Origin of the sequence: Pseudoclavibacter sp. VKM Ac-2888 (assembly GCF_015351285.1) — a bacterium.
GTDB lineage: Bacteria > Actinomycetota > Actinomycetes > Actinomycetales > Microbacteriaceae > Pseudoclavibacter.
In genome coordinates this window covers 1,692,458-1,707,037 of the sequence record NZ_JADKSM010000001.1, presented here as the reverse complement: position 1 = coordinate 1,707,037, position 14,580 = coordinate 1,692,458, and the positions used below count along the sequence as shown (strand labels likewise).

Sequence of the window (14,580 nt, the reverse complement as noted above, 5' to 3'; positions counted from 1 at the left end):
CCATGACCGACATCAGACTCCAGGCGCCCGCGCCCACCGTCGAGCGGCCCACGCCGCGCAAGGGCATCCTGAACCCGAAGACGTTCATGAACCTCGTCGGGCTCGTGCTGTTCCTCTTCGCGTTCCTGCTGCCGTTCATCAACGCGACGCCGTACGTCATCTCCATCGGCACCTCCGCGATGATCTACATCATGCTCGCGATGGGCCTCAACATCGTCGTCGGCTACGCCGGTCTCCTGGACCTCGGCTACTACGCCTTCTTCGCCGTCGGTGCGTACACGGCCGGCGTCCTCAACACGCTGCTCGACATGCCCCTCATCGCGACGGTCCCGTTCGTCATCGTCGCGTGCATCCTCGCCGGGCTCATCATCGGCGGGCCGACGCTGCGACTGCGCAGCGACTATCTCGCGATCGTGACCCTCGGGTTCGGTGAGATCATCCGCCTCACCGCCAACAATCTCGAGGTCACGGGTGGCCCATCCGGCATCTCCGGCATCGACACGTTCGAGTTCTTCGGCTGGTCGTTCGCGGACGGCCTCACGATCGGCGGCATCGAGTTCAACGGCAAGATCCTGCTGTACTTCCTCTGCGTCATCATCGCCGGTGGTGCCGCGATCATCGCCGCTTCGAGGCTGGGCAAGGGCAAGATGGGTCGCGCCTGGCGCGCCATCAAGGATGACGAGGATGCCGCCGAGGCGATGGGCGTCAACACGTACACCACGAAGCTCGGCGCGTACGTGCTCGGTGCCGTCTTCGGCGGTCTCGCGGGTGTGCTGATGGCAGCGCACCAGACGGCGATCAGCCCGACCTCCTTCGTGTTCCTCAACTCGGCCCTGCTGCTCATGGCGGTCGTGCTCGGCGGCATGGGCTCCATCCCGGGTGTCATCGTCGGCGCGCTGCTCGTGTCGCTGCTGCCCGAGATCCTGCGCGAGTTCTCCGACTGGCGCTTCCTGGTGTTCGGCGTGCTGCTCGTGATCATGATGATCTTCCGGCCGCAGGGCATCTGGCCGGCGACGGCGATCCTGCCGTTCCTCAAGTCGCGAGCCAAGGGCGAGGCGCCGTCTCCGAAGGACGGCTTCTCGGCGCACGAGGCGCCCGACGCCAACATCGACCTCTCGAAGGAGCAGGCATGAGCCAGGTTTCAGGCACGGGTGACGTCTACGGCACGGCGCCCATCGACGTGCCGAAGACGGAGTCGGTGACCGCGGTCGCCGAGGAGTTCAGGCGGGCGCATCAAGGGGAGCCGTTGCTCTCGGTCCGTGATCTTCGGCTGCAGTTCGGCGGCGTGAAGGCGGTCGACGGGACGTCGTTCGATGCGTACGCGGGTGAGATCATCTCGGTGATCGGGCCGAACGGGGCTGGCAAGACGAGTGCGTTCAACTGCATCACCGGCTTCTATCGGCCGACGTCTGGCTCGATCACCTTTGACGGCGAGAGCATCATGCGCAAGCAGCCGTCGACGATCACGCGCCTCGGGCTGAGCCGCACCTTCCAGAACGTCCGCATGTTCCGGGACATGTCGGTCATCGACAACGTGAAGACGGCGATGCACGCGCGCATCCGTCAGAACGTGTTCCAGACGATGCTGCACACGTTCGGCTACAAGAAAATCGAGGCCCAGGCGCTCGAGGATGCGCGCGGCTGGCTCGACTTCGTCGGCTACTCGCTCGACGACGAGCTGCTGGCGTCGCAGCTGCCGTACGGCGAGCAGCGCCGAGTGGAGATCGCGCGGGCGCTCGCCACGCAGCCCAAGCTGCTGCTGCTCGATGAGCCTGCTGCTGGCCTCAACCACAACGAGAAGCAGGAGCTCATCGCACTGATCCGCAAGATCAGGGACCTCGGCGTCGGAATCGTGCTCATCGAGCACGACATGGGTCTCGTGATGGAGATCTCGGAGCGCGTGATCGTGCTCAACTTCGGACGAGAGATCGCCGATGGTCTGCCCGCGGACGTCAAGAACGACCCTCGGGTCATCGAGGCGTACCTCGGCGTCGAGGATCCTGAGGACGAGCACGAGTCTGAGGACGAGCACGAGGGCGTGCCAGACGGCGGGCCCGAGAACCAGCGAGTGGACGAGGGGGACCGGTCATGAGCGTCGAGCTCGAGATCAAGGATGTGGATCTCTTCTACGGGCGCGTGCAGGCGCTTCGTGGGCTGTCGATCGAGGTCAACGAGGGTGAGGTCGTCTCGCTGCTCGGCAACAACGGCGCGGGTAAGACGAGCACGCTCACGATGCTCTCCGGGTTGGCCAGAGCGAAGCGCGGGACGATCATGTGGCGCGGCAAGGACATCTCGAATGCGAAGCCGTGGGACCTCGTACGCGACGGGCTCATCCACGTGCCTGAGGGCAGGCGCATCTTCTCGACGATGTCGGTGCACGAGAACCTCCTGCTCGGTGGCTACCAGGTGAAGGACCAGAAGGTCGTCGCTGAGCGTGTCGAGGAGTGCTACGAGCTCATGCCGCGGCTCCTCGAGCGACGCGCTCAGCAGGGCGGCACCCTGTCGGGCGGTGAGCAGCAGATGGTGGCGATCGCGCGAGCGTATGTCGGCGGCCCGAAGCTGATGCTGCTCGACGAGCCGTCGATGGGGCTCGCCCCGCTGGTCGTGAAGCAGGTCATGGAGCTCATCGGGCGCATCAACGAGCGCGGTGCCACTGTGCTGCTCGTCGAGCAGAACGCTCGCGCCGCGCTCAAGGTGGCGCATCGTGCCTACGTCATCGAGCATGGCCGCGTGACGCTCTCGGGCCTCGCTGCCGACTTGGCGAAGGACAAGGCGGTCATCGAGGCGTACCTGGGCTGAGCGCGCTCGCGGAGCTGGTAGCCCCCGCTGGCCCGTCCCGGATGAGGGGCGGGCCAGGCTTGCACCCACACATGGTGTGTGACATATTACTGACAGGAGGTGCGAGATGGTCAGGTACGACGTCGTGATCATCGGCGGTGGCATCATCGGAGCGGCCTGCGCTGCCGAGCTCGCCGGCCGTGGCCGGCGAGTCGCGCTCGTCGAGCGCGGCCGCGTCGCGAGCGGCACAAGCGCCCACTGCGAAGGCAACCTGCTCGTCTCCGACAAGGGGCCAGGCGCCGAGCTCGAGCTCTCGAAGCTCGCCAACGCAGCCTGGTCGACGCTCGCCGGAACCTTCCGCGACGAGCTCGGCCACGACTTTCCCGATATCGAGTTCGAAGCCAAGGGCGGCCTCGTCGTCGCGACGACCGACGGGGGAGCGGCCGCCCTCCTGGACTTCGCGTCCACGCAGCGCCACGCGCAGGTCGCTGCGGAGCCCGTCACGCACGCCGAGGCTCGAGAGCTCGAGCCGTGGATCACCGAGCGGATGACCGCAGCCGTCTGGTACCCGGGCGACAGCCAGGTGCAGCCCACCATCGCAACCGAAGCGCTCGTCGCCCTCGCCAGGGCGCGCGGGGCGAGCATCCTCGAGCACCACGACGTGCTGGGCGCGATCCGCGAGGCGGGCCGCATCGTCGGCGTCCGCACCTCGGCCGGCGACGTCCGCGGCGCCGAGATCGTCGTCGCCGCCGGCCCGTGGTCCGGCGAGGTCTCCGCGACCCTCGGCGTGCCCCTCCCCGTTCGTCCGCGCCGCGGAGTCGTCCTGGTCACGGCGAAGATGCCCCAGCGCGTCTTCCACAAGGTGTACGACGCGGACTACGTCGGTGCCGTCGGGTCCGGCGACGCGGTTCTCATGACCTCGAGCGTCGTCGAGTCGACTCCGGGTGGCACGGTGCTCATCGGCTCGAGTCGCGAGCAGGTCGGTTTCGACGACGCGTTCCGCGCGAACGTGCTCAGCCAGCTCGCGGTGAAGGCGATCTCGATCTTCCCCTTCCTCGCCCAGACGGCCGTCATCCGCAGCTACTCGGGCTTCCGCCCCTTCATGCCGGACCACCTGCCGCTCATCGGCCAGGATGCGCGCCTGCCCGGCCTCTGGCACGCCACCGGCCACGAGGGGGCCGGCATCGGCCTCTCGCTGCCCACGGCGTCGCTGATCGGGGATCTCATGGACGGCAGATCGACGCAGATCGATGCAGCCCTGTTCTCACCGACCCGCCCGACGCTCGCCCGAGAGCTGGAGGCGGTCGCATGAGCGAGCGCGCCGACAAGCCCGTGCGCATCACCGTCGACGGTGAGACGGTCGAGGGTCTCGAGGGGCAGAGCATCGCGGGCGTCCTGCTCGGCTCCGGCCGCGTCTCCTGGCGCGAGACCGCCGTCGCGGGAAAACCGCGCGGCCTGTTCTGCGGCATCGGCGTGTGCTTCGACTGCCTCGTCACGGTGGACGGCGTGCCGGACGTTCGAGCGTGCCAGAGGCGCGCGTGCGAGGGGGATGAGGTGAGCTCCCAATGAGATCGACGCGGACCGAGCAGTCGACGCCACGCCATGTCGCCGTCGTCGGGGGTGGCCCCGCAGGCCTCGCGGCCGCGCTGGCCGCAGCGGAGGGCGGGGCGCGCGTGACGCTCATCGAGTCGAGTCGGGAGCTCGGCGGCCAGTACTGGCGTCATCTGCCGGAGGAGCGCGACGGCGAGGGGCAGGCAGCCATGCACCACGGCTGGTCGACGTTCCTGGACCTCGACCGACGTGTCCGCTCGCACGCCCGGATCACGGTGCTCGGCGAGACGAGCGTGTGGGCCGTCGGGCTGCCCGCGCTGGAGCTGCTCACCGGCATGTCCGATGCGGCCGACCGCGTTCGATCGACCCTCGAGCCCGATGCGGTTGTCGTCGCGACGGGTGCTCACGACCGCACCCTCCCGTTTCCCGGCTGGGACCTCCCCGGCGTCTACACCGGGGGTGCTGCTCAGGCCTTCGCGAAGAGCGAGCGCATCGCGGTCGGCGACGCCGTCGTGGTGGCCGGCGCGGGTCCGTTCCTTCTCCCCGTCGCGGCCTCGCTCGCCCAGGTCGGCTCCAAGGTCGTTGAGGTCGTCGAAGCCAACCGCATCCCGCGTCTCGCTTCGGGCTGGCTGCCCAAGCCGTGGCAGCTCGCGGGCGCCCCTGGCAAGGTGCAGGAGCTCTTCGGCTACGTCGCCGGTCAGCTGCGGCATCGGATCCCGTACCGAGTCGGCGAAGCGGTCGTCGAGGCGCACGGGGATGGGCGTGTAGAGCGCGTCACGATCATGAGCGTGGACGCTCAGTGGCGGCCCATCGCCGGCAGCGAGCGAGAGGTCGCGTGCGACGCCGTCTGCGTGACGCACGGCTTCACCCCGCGGCTCGAGGTGGCGATCGCGGCCGGCTGCGCGCTCGATGACAGCCGGTTCGTGATCATCGACGAGTCCTGCGCCACGAGCACCTCCGACGTCTACGCGGCGGGCGAAGTGACGGGCATCGGCGGTGTCGACCTCTCCCTCGCCGAGGGGCGCGTGGCCGGGCACTGCGCAGCGGGTGGTGCGTCCAGCGACCCTCAGATCAGCGGCGCCCAGCGCAAGCGCGCGATCTTCGGGTCGTTCGCGGCGCGCATCGAGGCGGCGCACGGCGTGCGGCCGGGCTGGCAGGAGTGGCTGCGCGAGGACACCATCGTGTGCCGCTGCGAAGAGGTGACCGCCGGTCAGCTGCGGCGGAAGGCCGCCGCCACGCACTCGCACAGTCTGCGCTCCCAGAAGCTCTCCACTCGAGCCGGTCTCGGCATCTGCCAGGCCCGCATCTGCGGCCGCAGCGCCGAGGAGCTCATCGAGACGGTGCTCGGGCGTGGTCTCGACGAGGGCATCGTCGACCGTCGCCCCATCCAGACCCCCATCCGGCTCGCTGAGCTGGCAGGAACCTCAGAAGAACAGCATCCCCTGACAGGAAGGCAACACCCATGACCGAAGCAGCCTCAACCCACCTCGACCTCGGCGGAGTCGTCGTCGCGACGGCCCTTCCCTACAAGGAGGACGCCTCTGCTCCCGCCGGCCTGGCCGTCGACTTCGAGGCGTACGCCGAGCACTGCAACTGGCTCATCGAGAACGGCTGCCGGGGCGTCGGCCCCAACGGCTCGCTCGGCGAGTACTCGTCCCTCACCGATGAGGAGCGCCGCAAGGTCGTGCAGGTCGCCGTCGAGGCTGTGGGCGACCGCGGCATCGTCGTCGCGGGCGTGCACGGTCCAGGTTGGCACCAGGCGCAGCACTGGGCTCAGCTCGCCAAGGAAGACGGCGCCCACGGCGTGCTCTGCCTCCCGCCCACCATGTACCGGTCGGCGGATGCGGATGTCATCGAGCACTTCGCGAAGGTCGCCGAAGTGGGGCTGCCCGTCATGATCTACAACAACCCGCTCGACACGAAGGTCGACCTCCGCCCGGAGCTCGTCGCGGAGATCGCGAAGATCGACGGCATCGTCGCCGTCAAGGAGTTCTCCGGCGACGTCCGACGCGCCTTCGAGATCCAGGAGGCCTGCGAGGCGGCCGGTTCGACGATCGACGTCATCGCGGGCAGCGACGACGTGCTCTTCGAGCTCATGATCGACGGTGCCACCGGCTGGTTCGCCGGCTACCCCAATGTCTTCCCCGCCGAGGCCGTGGCGATCTACGACCACATGGCAGCGGGCCGCTACGTCGAGGCGCGTGAGATCTACAAGAGCCTCATCGCGGCGTTCCGCTGGGACTCCCGTGTCGAGTTCGTTCAGGCCATCAAGCTCGGCATGGACATGGTCGGCCGCAACGGAGGGCCGTGCCGCCCGCCCCGCGCTGCGCTGACGCCGGAGATGGAGGCGCGCGTGCGTGCCGACACGCAGCGCGCCCTCGACGCGCTCGCCACCCTCAAGTAGGGTCGCAGCAGACACGGGGGTCGCTTTCCTGGCCTCTCTGCCGTCTGCTTGCGGGGGCTCTTCCCGCACCAATGCGACGCAATCCGGCAATAGCGCTGGTTGCGTCTGGCCCGCGGGGCGATCCCCCCTCATCCCGCTGGGCCGGCCGCCCGGGGCGTCCCCCCGCCCTGGGCGGCCCCTCACTCACGAACTTGAGGTCTTTTCGCATGCGAGCATCACGAGTCATCTCCGCCGTCGATTCCCACACCGAGGGCATGCCGACCAGGGTCGTCACGGGTGGGGTCGGGGTCATCCCCGGCGCCACGATGAACGACAAGCGGCTGTACGTGCAGGAGCATCGCGACGACCTGCGGACGTTCCTGATGCGGGAGCCCCGCGGGCACTCGGCGATGAGCGGCAGCATCCTCCAGCCGTCCACGCGCCCGGACGCCGACTTCGGCGTCCTGTACATCGAGGTCTCCGGTCTGCTGCCCATGTGCGGACACGGGACGATCGGCACGGCGACGGTGCTGGTCGAGACGGGCATGGTGGAGGTCCTCGAGCCGCAGACCGTCATTCGTCTCGATACTCCGGCGGGTCTTGTGATCGCTCGCGTCGAAGTGAGCGAAGGACGCGCTGTTAGCGTTACCATCGAGAATGTGCCCAGCTTCTGCGAACGCCTCGACGCCGTCGTCCCGGTGCCGGAACTCGGCATCGACGCGCTTCGCTACTCGCTGGCGTTCGGCGGGAACTACTACGCCATGGTCGACCTCGACGACGTCGACCTGCCCTTCGACCGGGCCCGCAAAGACGACATCATGCGCGCCGGTCTCGCGATCATGGACGCCATCAACACCCACGACGCGCCCAAGCATCCGACCATCGAGGGTGTCGACCACGTGCACCACGTCGAGTTCATCGCACCCGGCTCCACCGCCGCCCACTCGCGCCACGCGATGGCGATCTACCCTGGCTGGTTCGACCGGTCACCCTGCGGCACCGGCACCTCCGCACGCATGGCCGAGCTGCATGCCAGAGGTGAGCTCCCACTGCACACCGACTTCGTCAACGAGTCGTTCATCGGCACGAGCTTCACCGGCCAGCTCATCGACGAAGTCCGGGTCGGCGACAGGCCGGCCGTGATCCCGACCATCACCGGCCGCGCGTGGATCACCGGCATGGGCCAGTACATGCTCGACCCGACAGACCCCTTCCCGGCTGGATTCGAATTCTAGATTGGACTCATCGATGAGCACACCCACCCCGCATACCAGCGACGCCGAGCTCGAGCAGATCCTCGCGGCAGCCGCCGTGGCCGCCCCCCTCTGGGCGGCGACCCCACCCACGGAGCGCGCCACCGCCCTCATCGCGATCGCCGACGCGCTCGACGCCGCGGCGGGGGAGCTCATCCCCATCGGCATGCGGGAGACGGGGCTCGCGCAGGCGCGGCTCACGGGCGAGCTGAAGCGCACGACCGTGCAGCTCCGCCTCTTCGCCGACGTCATCCGCGACGGCTCGTACCTCGACGTCCGCCTCGACGAGGCCGACCCGGACTTCGTGCTCGGCCCACGGCCTGACGTGCGCCGGATGCTCGTGCCGGTGGGAGTCGCCGTCAACTTCTCCGCATCGAACTTCCCCTTCGCCTTCTCCGTGGCCGGTGGCGACTCCGCCGCCGCGCTCGCGGCGGGATGCGCGCTCATCGTGAAGGGGCACTCGGGGCACCCGGAGCTGTCCGTGGCCACGGCCCGCGTCGTCGAGGGAGCTCTTCGCGAGTGCGGCGCCCCCGATGGCGTCTTCGCGCTCGTGATCGGCCAGCAGGCCGGGGTCACCGTGCTCGAGGACAACCGCGTCGACGTCGGGACCTTCACCGGCTCGATCCGCGTGGGCCGCCTGCTCGCCGACAAGGCCGCGGCCCGCCCCCGCCCCATCCAGTTCTACGGCGAGCTCGGCAGCGTCAACCCCGTCTTCGTGACGGGGGCCGCGCTCGCGGAGCGCGGAGAGGAGATCGCTGCGGGCTACGCGGCGTCGGTCGCCGGTTCGGCAGGTCAGCTGTGCACGAAGCCCGGCTTCCTCTGGGTTCCCGCGACGGATGCGGCCGCCGAGCTGCAGCTGCGCGTCTCGCAGGCGGCCGAGCAGGCCCCCGAGCACCGGCTCCTCAACCCGAGCATCGGCCGCGCGTACCTCGAACGTCGGGCGGACGTGCTCGACGCGGACGGTGTGCGGGTCGTCGCCGAAGGTGCTGTGCGCAGCGATGACGACGGCAACGTGTGGGCGACGCCGACGATCGTGGCCGTGCCGGCGAGCAAGCTCGCGGCGGGCGACGAGACGCTGCTCGACGAGGTCTTCGGGCCGTTCTCGGTCATCGTCGAGTACGAGGACGAGACGTCGCTCGCGCCGAGTCTCGACGAGCTCTACGTCGGCAACCTCACGGGCACGGTGCACGCCGCCGCCGGTGAGCAGTCGCCAGCGCTCTCCGCGCTCGTCGCGGGGCTCGCGAGGAAGACGGGGCGAGTGCTCTTCGGCGGCTGGCCGACCGGCGTTGCCGTCACGCCCGCCATGCAGCACGGCGGGCCGTACCCGGCGACGTCGAACGACACCTCCACGTCGGTCGGCACCGCATCCATCTCCCGCTTCCTGCGCGGTGTCGCCTACCAGGGTGCGCCGCAGGAGGCGCTCCCGGAGCCGCTGCAGGACGCGAACCCGTGGGGTGTGCCGCAGCAGCGGGCCGCCGCGGGTCAGTCGGCCACCTGGGGCGCTCAGGGCTGAGCTCTCGGGGGTGACTGAGCTCTCGGGGCGTTCTTGGCGGCCAGGCGCGAACGCAGCGTCGGCGCCGAGGGTGCTGCGGCAGGTTCGCTGAGGCGGCCGCGCCTGCGCAGCTCGGGAACCACGTGCTCGACGAAGTCCTCGAGCGAGCCGGGCAGGAGGGCCGGGGTCACGACGAAGCCGTCAGCCGCCCCGGCATCCTGCCACTCGCACAGCTCGTCGGCGATGTCGGCGCCGCTGCCGAGCGGGGACGGCGTGAGCTGGTCGAGCGACTGGCGCAGGGCGAGGTCGCGGACGGTGAGGCCCTCCCTTGCGGAGACGGCCGCGAGCATGTCCTCGAAGCCATCGCTTCCCGTCGCGCCCCGGTGCGCGGCGAGGAAGCCTTCGGCGTCCCCGTCGAGTCGCAGTGTCGCGGCGTCAGCGTGCATGAGCCGCGCAAGCGAGCGCACGGCCGAGGCTTCGTCGATGTGCGCGAGGAGCGAGTCGCGGACGCCGACTGCATCGATACGCGTCGATCCAGCGATCGGCTGGATCGCAGCGCACACGCGGAGCTCGTCCGGATCACGCCCCGCGAGTCTGGCCCGCTCGCGAAGCTCGGTGCGCACCGCCCGGTTGCCGTCGATGCCGTCGGCCGCGACGAAGACCAGCTCCGCCCACTTCGCGGCGAACTGCATGCCGCGCGGCGAGGTTCCCGCCTGCATGAGCACCGGATGTCCCTGGGGGCTCCTCGGGAGGCTCAGCGGGCCGGGTGCCGCCGCACGTTCTCGCGGCGCCGGAGTGCGCGAGACGAGGCTCGGGTCGGCGAACACGCCGCTCCGGGCGTCCTGCACCAGCGCAGCCGGATCCCACGTGCCCATGAGCTCGAGCACCTGCGCCACGACGCGGTCGGCGCGGTCGTAGCGCTGCCCCTTCGGTGGGATGCGGTCGAGGCCGAGGTTGCGCGCCTCGGCATCCGTCGTCGAGGTCACGATGTTCCAGGCCACGCGCCCCGCGGAGAGGTGGTCGAGGCTCGAGAGCGTCCGCGCTATGGCGTACGGCGGCAGGAACGTGGTCGACACGGTCGCCCCGAGTCCGATGCTCCGCGTCGCCCCGATGACGGCGCTCAGCACGGTGATGGGGTCGAGCGTCACGGCTCCCTTGCCGCCGCTGGCGAGGGTCGTCGCGACGTCGCCGAGGGCGTCTTCCGGGATCGCGAGCGCGTCTGGCAGGAACATGAGGTCGAAGCCGCCGCGCTCGAGGAGTCGCGCGATGTCGATGTACGAGCTGGCGCGCAGCCAGTCGCCGTTCGAGTCCGGGTGGCGCCATGCGGCAGCGTAGCGCTGGGTCGGCGGGTTGACCATCCCGACGAGCGTGAGCCGACGCGTGCTGTTCTCAGACAAGCGACAGCCCCGTTCCCGCGGCGATGCCGAGCGTGGCCGCGAGTGCGAACGCGCAGAGTACGACGATGGCGAGTGTTGCGTCGCGGGCATCGAGCGCGACCGGGCGCCAGACGGTGCGGGGACCCGCTCCGAGGCCTCGCGACTCGAGGGCCTGGGCGATGCGCTCACCGGAGCGGATCGAGACGACGAGCAGAGAGAACGCGGCAGCGCCGAACGCGGTGATCCCGGTGCGCGGCGTGCCGTCTCGTCCGAGCGACGCCCGGACGGCCTGCGCGGCGCGGATGCTCTGCCACTCGCTCGGCAGGAGCTGCAGGAGGCGGAATCCGGCGAGCAGGGCGTACGCGAAGCGGGGGCTGAGCCTGGCGTGCTGTGTGAGGCTCGTCATGAGGTCACGGGGTGGAGTGCTCGCGATGAACGCGATCGACAGCATGCCGATGACCGTCGTGCGCAGCGCCAGGGCGAACCCGATGGCGAGGCCCTCGCTGGTCACCCGAACCGGCAGGCCTTCGAGGATCTCGCCCCCTGGACGGCTGAGCGCGTTGACCATGACCAGGCCGACCCCGAACGCGACGAAGGGGACGGATGCGGCGAGCAGTCTTCCTGGGGTGAGCCTCGTCGTCGTCAGCACGGCGATGATCGCGAGCACGGTCAGCAGGCCAAGGGTCAGCGGGTTCAGGATGAACAGCGTCGCGAGCGAGCAGGCGAACAGCACCGCGAGCTTGACGGTGGGGTTGCGGCGCTCGAGCGCGGGGCTCATGCCGCGACCCGTGTCGCGGCGTCGTCGAGCTCGCGCAGGATCGCGCGCGCCCGCTCGGCGGGGAAGCGCCGCGCCTGGAGCCAGCTCAGCAGCGGCGTTCGCTCGAGGCCCGCTGCGGCGAGGAGGCCCTCGTCCTCGAGGAGCTCGAACGGCGTCGTCTCGGCGATGAGCCCGCCTTCGGCGAGGACCAGCACGCGGTCGGCGTACGTGCAGACGGCGCGCAGCTCGTGGCTGGAGAAGAGCACGCCGCAGCCGCTGCGCGCGGTGCAATCGAGGGCGTGCATCGCAGCGATGCTCGAACGGCGGTCGAGGCCGAAGCTGGGCTCGTCGGCGAGGAGGAACGGCCGGTCGTGGGCGAGCATGGCGGCGATGCTCACCCGCCGCTGCTGCCCGCCCGAGAGGCGGAATGGGCTGTGGTCGAGGTGCGCCGAGAGGTCGAAGCGGGTGACCAGCTCGGCGATGCGCCCCGCGTTATCCGCTCCGAGGCCGTGCTCGATCTCGCGCCGCACGGTCGGCTGGGAGAACTGGTGCTCCGGGTTCTGGAAGATGAGGCCGGGGCGGGGGCCATGCACCTGGCCAGAGCGGGGCCGAGCGAGACCCGCGAGCGTTCGCAGCAGGCTCGACTTCCCGCATCCGTTGCGGCCGAGGAGCGCCACGACCTCGCCCGCTCTGAGCTGGAAGCTCACGCCTTGGAGGATCGCCTCCGAGGCGTTCTTGGCGCGAGTGCGCTTCGGCGCCCCGCCAGCGACGACGTCGAGGCTGTCGACGCTGAGGGCCTCCGCCTCGCGGCTCGGTGCCGAGGGCGTCGTTGCAGCTGTCCGGGTCTCGGCGCGCGCCCCGAGCGCGGCGACCCGGTCCGCGACCTCGTCGTTCGCGAGTCCGCCCTCGAGGCCGGTGAGTGCGGCGAGCTCCGCGTCGAGCGGCAGCCAGCATCCGGCCTCCTGCAGGGTCGCCGCGTGCTCGACCAGGACCCGCGCGGTCGGGCCGTCGTGCGCGATGACGCCACCGCGCGCAATCACGACCGTGCGTCCCGGGAGTCCCGCGATGCCGCGCGCTCCCGCGTACTCGTCCAGCCGGTGCTCGACGAGCACGATCGTGGATGCTCGTGCAGAGGCCGCGTCGACCGCCTTGCGCACCGACGAGATTCCCGCAGGGTCGAGCATCGAGGTGGGCTCGTCGAGCACCAGGACACGGGGCTCCGTGACGATGGCCGCGGCGAGGGCCACGCGCTGGGTCTCACCGCCCGAGAGCGTCGCCGTGCGACGGCCGGCGAGTACCCCCGCGCCGACGAGGTCGAGGGCCGCGCGCACCGCTGGCCCCATCGCCTCGGGAGCCCAGGCGTGGTTCTCGAGCGGGAACGCGATCTCGTCGGCGACGTCGGGGAGGCACACCGAGGAGCTCGGGTTCTGCGCGACGACGGAGAGGTGCCTGGAGAGGCGCGGCACGTCCGATTCCTGCGTCTCCACCCCGCAGATGCGGATGCGCCCGCTGACCTGGGCGGGGACGGTATGGGGGATGACCCCGCTGAGCGCCTGCAGCAGCGTCGACTTGCCCGCCCCAGACGGCCCGATGACGAGCACGTGCTCGCCCGGCGCCACGCGCAGATCCACTGGCCCGAGCCCGTCTCCAGAGGAGTGGATCGCCTCGAAACCGACCGCCTCGATGTCAAGGCTCGAGATATCGGCGCTCGAGCTGTCAGACCGCACGGCGAACGGCGAGCGGCTTCGAGTCCTGCACGATCGCGAAGTTGTCGAGCACGCCGGTGCGCACGAGCGAATCGACGATGAGCTTCGCGAGCAGGCCGCCGAGGATGATGCCAGAGGCGAGCTGGATGCCGAAGCGCAGGAACAGGATCTCCTGGCCGTACCAGCCCGAGCGGAACGCCGAGTAGAAGAACACGAGGCCCGCGCCGAGCGCGCCGGAGATCGCATACCGCAGCCACCCGTACTTCCGGTACCGGCCGAGCGCGAACGGCAGCTCGCTGCCGATGCCCTGGATGGCGGCGGCGACGAAGAGCAGGGGGCCGACGGCCGAGCCGAGGAACACGACCTCGATGACGGAGGCGAGCACCTCCGCGATGACGCCGACGAACGGCCGGCGGATGATGGCGATCGCGATGGGCGCGACGAGCAGCCAGCCGCCGAAGAGGAAGTGCTGGGCGAGGTCGCCAGCCGGCCCCATCGCGATGGAGAGCGCAGTCCACGCCTGCACGAGCGCCCAGTACAGGAAGCCGAAGACCGTGCCGAGCACGACCATGAGCACGATGTCCCGCAGCTTGAGGCTCATGCGCGAGCCTCGGCTGCTGTGTCGATGGCTGAGTCTGCCTGGCCGCGCGCATGACTGGGGCTGTTCAGGGAGATCGTGAGGTGGCTCGTCACGTGCTGCACGTGCGCCCCGACCCCCGCCCAAGCGACCGCGACCGTCTCGAGCACGCGCCCGAGGTCGCCGGTGAGCTTCGTCACGAAATGCTCGGAGGCCACGAACGTGCCGCTCGCCTTCGCCGTCTCGATGGCCGCGTAGATCTCGCGCATGTGGTCGGGCGTCCGCTCTGCCGAGCCCGCATCCTCGAGGGGGTAGAGCGCCCACTCCGCGCTCGCGAAGCTCCCAGACCTCCGTCCGCGGGGCGCGTCCACTCGCCTGGGGCCGGCGCCTCCCGGCAGATCGCAGACGGCCTCGCCGGGGCAGCCGCGCGACAGCAGCACCTGGATGGAGGCGTGCAGTCCCGTCGCCGCGATGTGCTGCGAGAGGTCGGTGAGCCAGCGCAGCAGTGACTGCTCGTCGCCGCCCGCGTAGGTGCTCACGTCGCCCGTCTCGAGCACGAGGCCGGAAGAGTCGGCGGCGTCGAGTGCGGCGAGGATCACGTCGACGTAGCGGTCGGACATGACCGAGACGGTGACTCGTGCGCCCACCCCGAATGCGAGCGGGTCTTGGGTGATGGTTTCCATGTGCGTGCCTTCCGTCGGAGCGTG

Annotated in this window: 14 protein-coding genes; 9 read left to right on the top strand and 5 right to left on the bottom strand. The window is 70.2% G+C overall.

What is annotated here, in order from left to right; translation table 11 throughout:
- Positions 1–2: 2 nt before the first annotated feature.
- From ITJ61_RS08205 to ITJ61_RS08165, 9 genes are all read left to right on the top strand, one after another.
- Entirely contained in the window at positions 3–1,133 is a 1,131-nt protein-coding gene (locus tag ITJ61_RS08205) for a branched-chain amino acid ABC transporter permease (RefSeq protein WP_104242762.1), read from the top strand.
- On the top strand, positions 1,130–2,092 hold the full coding sequence (locus tag ITJ61_RS08200; protein WP_194685935.1) for an ABC transporter ATP-binding protein: 963 nt from the start codon (positions 1,130–1,132) through the stop codon (positions 2,090–2,092). Before ITJ61_RS08205 ends, ITJ61_RS08200 begins: the two co-directional genes overlap by 4 nt.
- Complete coding sequence (locus ITJ61_RS08195) at positions 2,089–2,799, top strand: ABC transporter ATP-binding protein (protein WP_104242758.1); 711 nt, start codon at positions 2,089–2,091, stop codon at positions 2,797–2,799. The genes ITJ61_RS08200 and ITJ61_RS08195 overlap by 4 nt, the downstream gene beginning before the upstream one ends.
- Before the next feature lie 106 nt (positions 2,800–2,905).
- Positions 2,906–4,090, top strand: a complete 1,185-nt coding sequence (locus tag ITJ61_RS08190) for an NAD(P)/FAD-dependent oxidoreductase (protein WP_104341458.1) — start codon at positions 2,906–2,908, stop codon at positions 4,088–4,090.
- Positions 4,087–4,347 carry a (2Fe-2S)-binding protein gene (locus tag ITJ61_RS08185; RefSeq protein WP_104242754.1) on the top strand — a complete coding sequence of 87 codons (261 nt, stop codon included), beginning with the start codon at positions 4,087–4,089 and terminating at the stop codon, positions 4,345–4,347. Before ITJ61_RS08190 ends, ITJ61_RS08185 begins: the two co-directional genes overlap by 4 nt.
- Positions 4,344–5,795 (top strand): NAD(P)/FAD-dependent oxidoreductase, encoded by a 1,452-nt coding sequence (locus ITJ61_RS20260; protein WP_104341457.1) that lies wholly within the window; start codon positions 4,344–4,346, stop codon positions 5,793–5,795. Before ITJ61_RS08185 ends, ITJ61_RS20260 begins: the two co-directional genes overlap by 4 nt.
- The gene (locus ITJ61_RS08175; protein ID WP_104242750.1) at positions 5,792–6,733 is read left to right on the top strand and encodes a dihydrodipicolinate synthase family protein; all 942 of its coding nucleotides are present in this window, start codon (positions 5,792–5,794) and stop codon (positions 6,731–6,733) included. The genes ITJ61_RS20260 and ITJ61_RS08175 overlap by 4 nt, the downstream gene beginning before the upstream one ends.
- A gap of 206 nt (positions 6,734–6,939) precedes the next feature.
- Positions 6,940–7,947 (top strand): proline racemase family protein, encoded by a 1,008-nt coding sequence (locus ITJ61_RS08170; protein WP_194685934.1) that lies wholly within the window; start codon positions 6,940–6,942, stop codon positions 7,945–7,947.
- Positions 7,948–7,960: 13 nt separating this feature from the next.
- Entirely contained in the window at positions 7,961–9,478 is a 1,518-nt protein-coding gene (locus ITJ61_RS08165; RefSeq protein WP_104307311.1) for an aldehyde dehydrogenase family protein, read from the top strand.
- Here ITJ61_RS08165 and ITJ61_RS08160 read toward each other — a convergent pair.
- Genes ITJ61_RS08160 through ITJ61_RS08140 form a run of 5 tightly spaced genes read right to left on the bottom strand, consistent with a single transcriptional unit; the run spans position 9,469 to position 14,556 of the window.
- Entirely contained in the window at positions 9,469–10,854 is a 1,386-nt protein-coding gene (locus ITJ61_RS08160; protein ID WP_228496628.1) for an NtaA/DmoA family FMN-dependent monooxygenase, read from the bottom strand. The two genes, ITJ61_RS08165 and ITJ61_RS08160, sit on opposite strands and share 10 nt — an antisense overlap.
- Positions 10,847–11,611, bottom strand: a complete 765-nt coding sequence (locus tag ITJ61_RS08155) for an energy-coupling factor transporter transmembrane component T family protein (protein WP_194685933.1) — start codon at positions 11,609–11,611, stop codon at positions 10,847–10,849. The genes ITJ61_RS08160 and ITJ61_RS08155 overlap by 8 nt, the downstream gene beginning before the upstream one ends.
- Complete coding sequence (locus ITJ61_RS08150; protein ID WP_194685932.1) at positions 11,608–13,317, bottom strand: ABC transporter ATP-binding protein; 1,710 nt, start codon at positions 13,315–13,317, stop codon at positions 11,608–11,610. The genes ITJ61_RS08155 and ITJ61_RS08150 overlap by 4 nt, the downstream gene beginning before the upstream one ends.
- A complete protein-coding gene (locus ITJ61_RS08145) occupies positions 13,307–13,897 on the bottom strand; it encodes an ECF transporter S component (RefSeq protein ID WP_104307216.1) in 591 nt (196 codons plus the stop codon). Before ITJ61_RS08145 ends, ITJ61_RS08150 begins: the two co-directional genes overlap by 11 nt.
- Positions 13,894–14,556: a YkoF family thiamine/hydroxymethylpyrimidine-binding protein gene (locus ITJ61_RS08140; RefSeq protein WP_194685931.1), complete on the bottom strand. Its 663-nt coding sequence runs from the start codon at positions 14,554–14,556 to the stop codon at positions 13,894–13,896. The genes ITJ61_RS08145 and ITJ61_RS08140 overlap by 4 nt, the downstream gene beginning before the upstream one ends.
- Positions 14,557–14,580 lie beyond the last annotated feature (24 nt).

Bases quoted from the DNA above. Each gene is read 5' to 3' on its own strand.
- ITJ61_RS08145 (WP_104307216.1), bottom strand. From the start codon at position 13,897: ATGAGCCTCAAGCTGCGGGACATCGTGCTCATGGTCGTGCTCGGCACG.
- ITJ61_RS08155 (WP_194685933.1), bottom strand. From the start codon at position 11,611: ATGAGCCCCGCGCTCGAGCGCCGCAACCCCACCGTCAAGCTCGCGGTG.
- ITJ61_RS08165 (WP_104307311.1), top strand. From the start codon at position 7,961: ATGAGCACACCCACCCCGCATACCAGCGACGCCGAGCTCGAGCAGATC.
- ITJ61_RS08200 (WP_194685935.1), top strand. From the start codon at position 1,130: ATGAGCCAGGTTTCAGGCACGGGTGACGTCTACGGCACGGCGCCCATC.
- ITJ61_RS08195 (WP_104242758.1), top strand. From the start codon at position 2,089: ATGAGCGTCGAGCTCGAGATCAAGGATGTGGATCTCTTCTACGGGCGC.
- ITJ61_RS08170 (WP_194685934.1), top strand. From the start codon at position 6,940: ATGCGAGCATCACGAGTCATCTCCGCCGTCGATTCCCACACCGAGGGC.
- ITJ61_RS08190 (WP_104341458.1), top strand. From the start codon at position 2,906: ATGGTCAGGTACGACGTCGTGATCATCGGCGGTGGCATCATCGGAGCG.
- ITJ61_RS08140 (WP_194685931.1), bottom strand. From the start codon at position 14,556: ATGGAAACCATCACCCAAGACCCGCTCGCATTCGGGGTGGGCGCACGA.
- ITJ61_RS08185 (WP_104242754.1), top strand. From the start codon at position 4,087: ATGAGCGAGCGCGCCGACAAGCCCGTGCGCATCACCGTCGACGGTGAG.
- ITJ61_RS20260 (WP_104341457.1), top strand. From the start codon at position 4,344: ATGAGATCGACGCGGACCGAGCAGTCGACGCCACGCCATGTCGCCGTC.
- ITJ61_RS08205 (WP_104242762.1), top strand. From the start codon at position 3: ATGACCGACATCAGACTCCAGGCGCCCGCGCCCACCGTCGAGCGGCCC.
- ITJ61_RS08175 (WP_104242750.1), top strand. From the start codon at position 5,792: ATGACCGAAGCAGCCTCAACCCACCTCGACCTCGGCGGAGTCGTCGTC.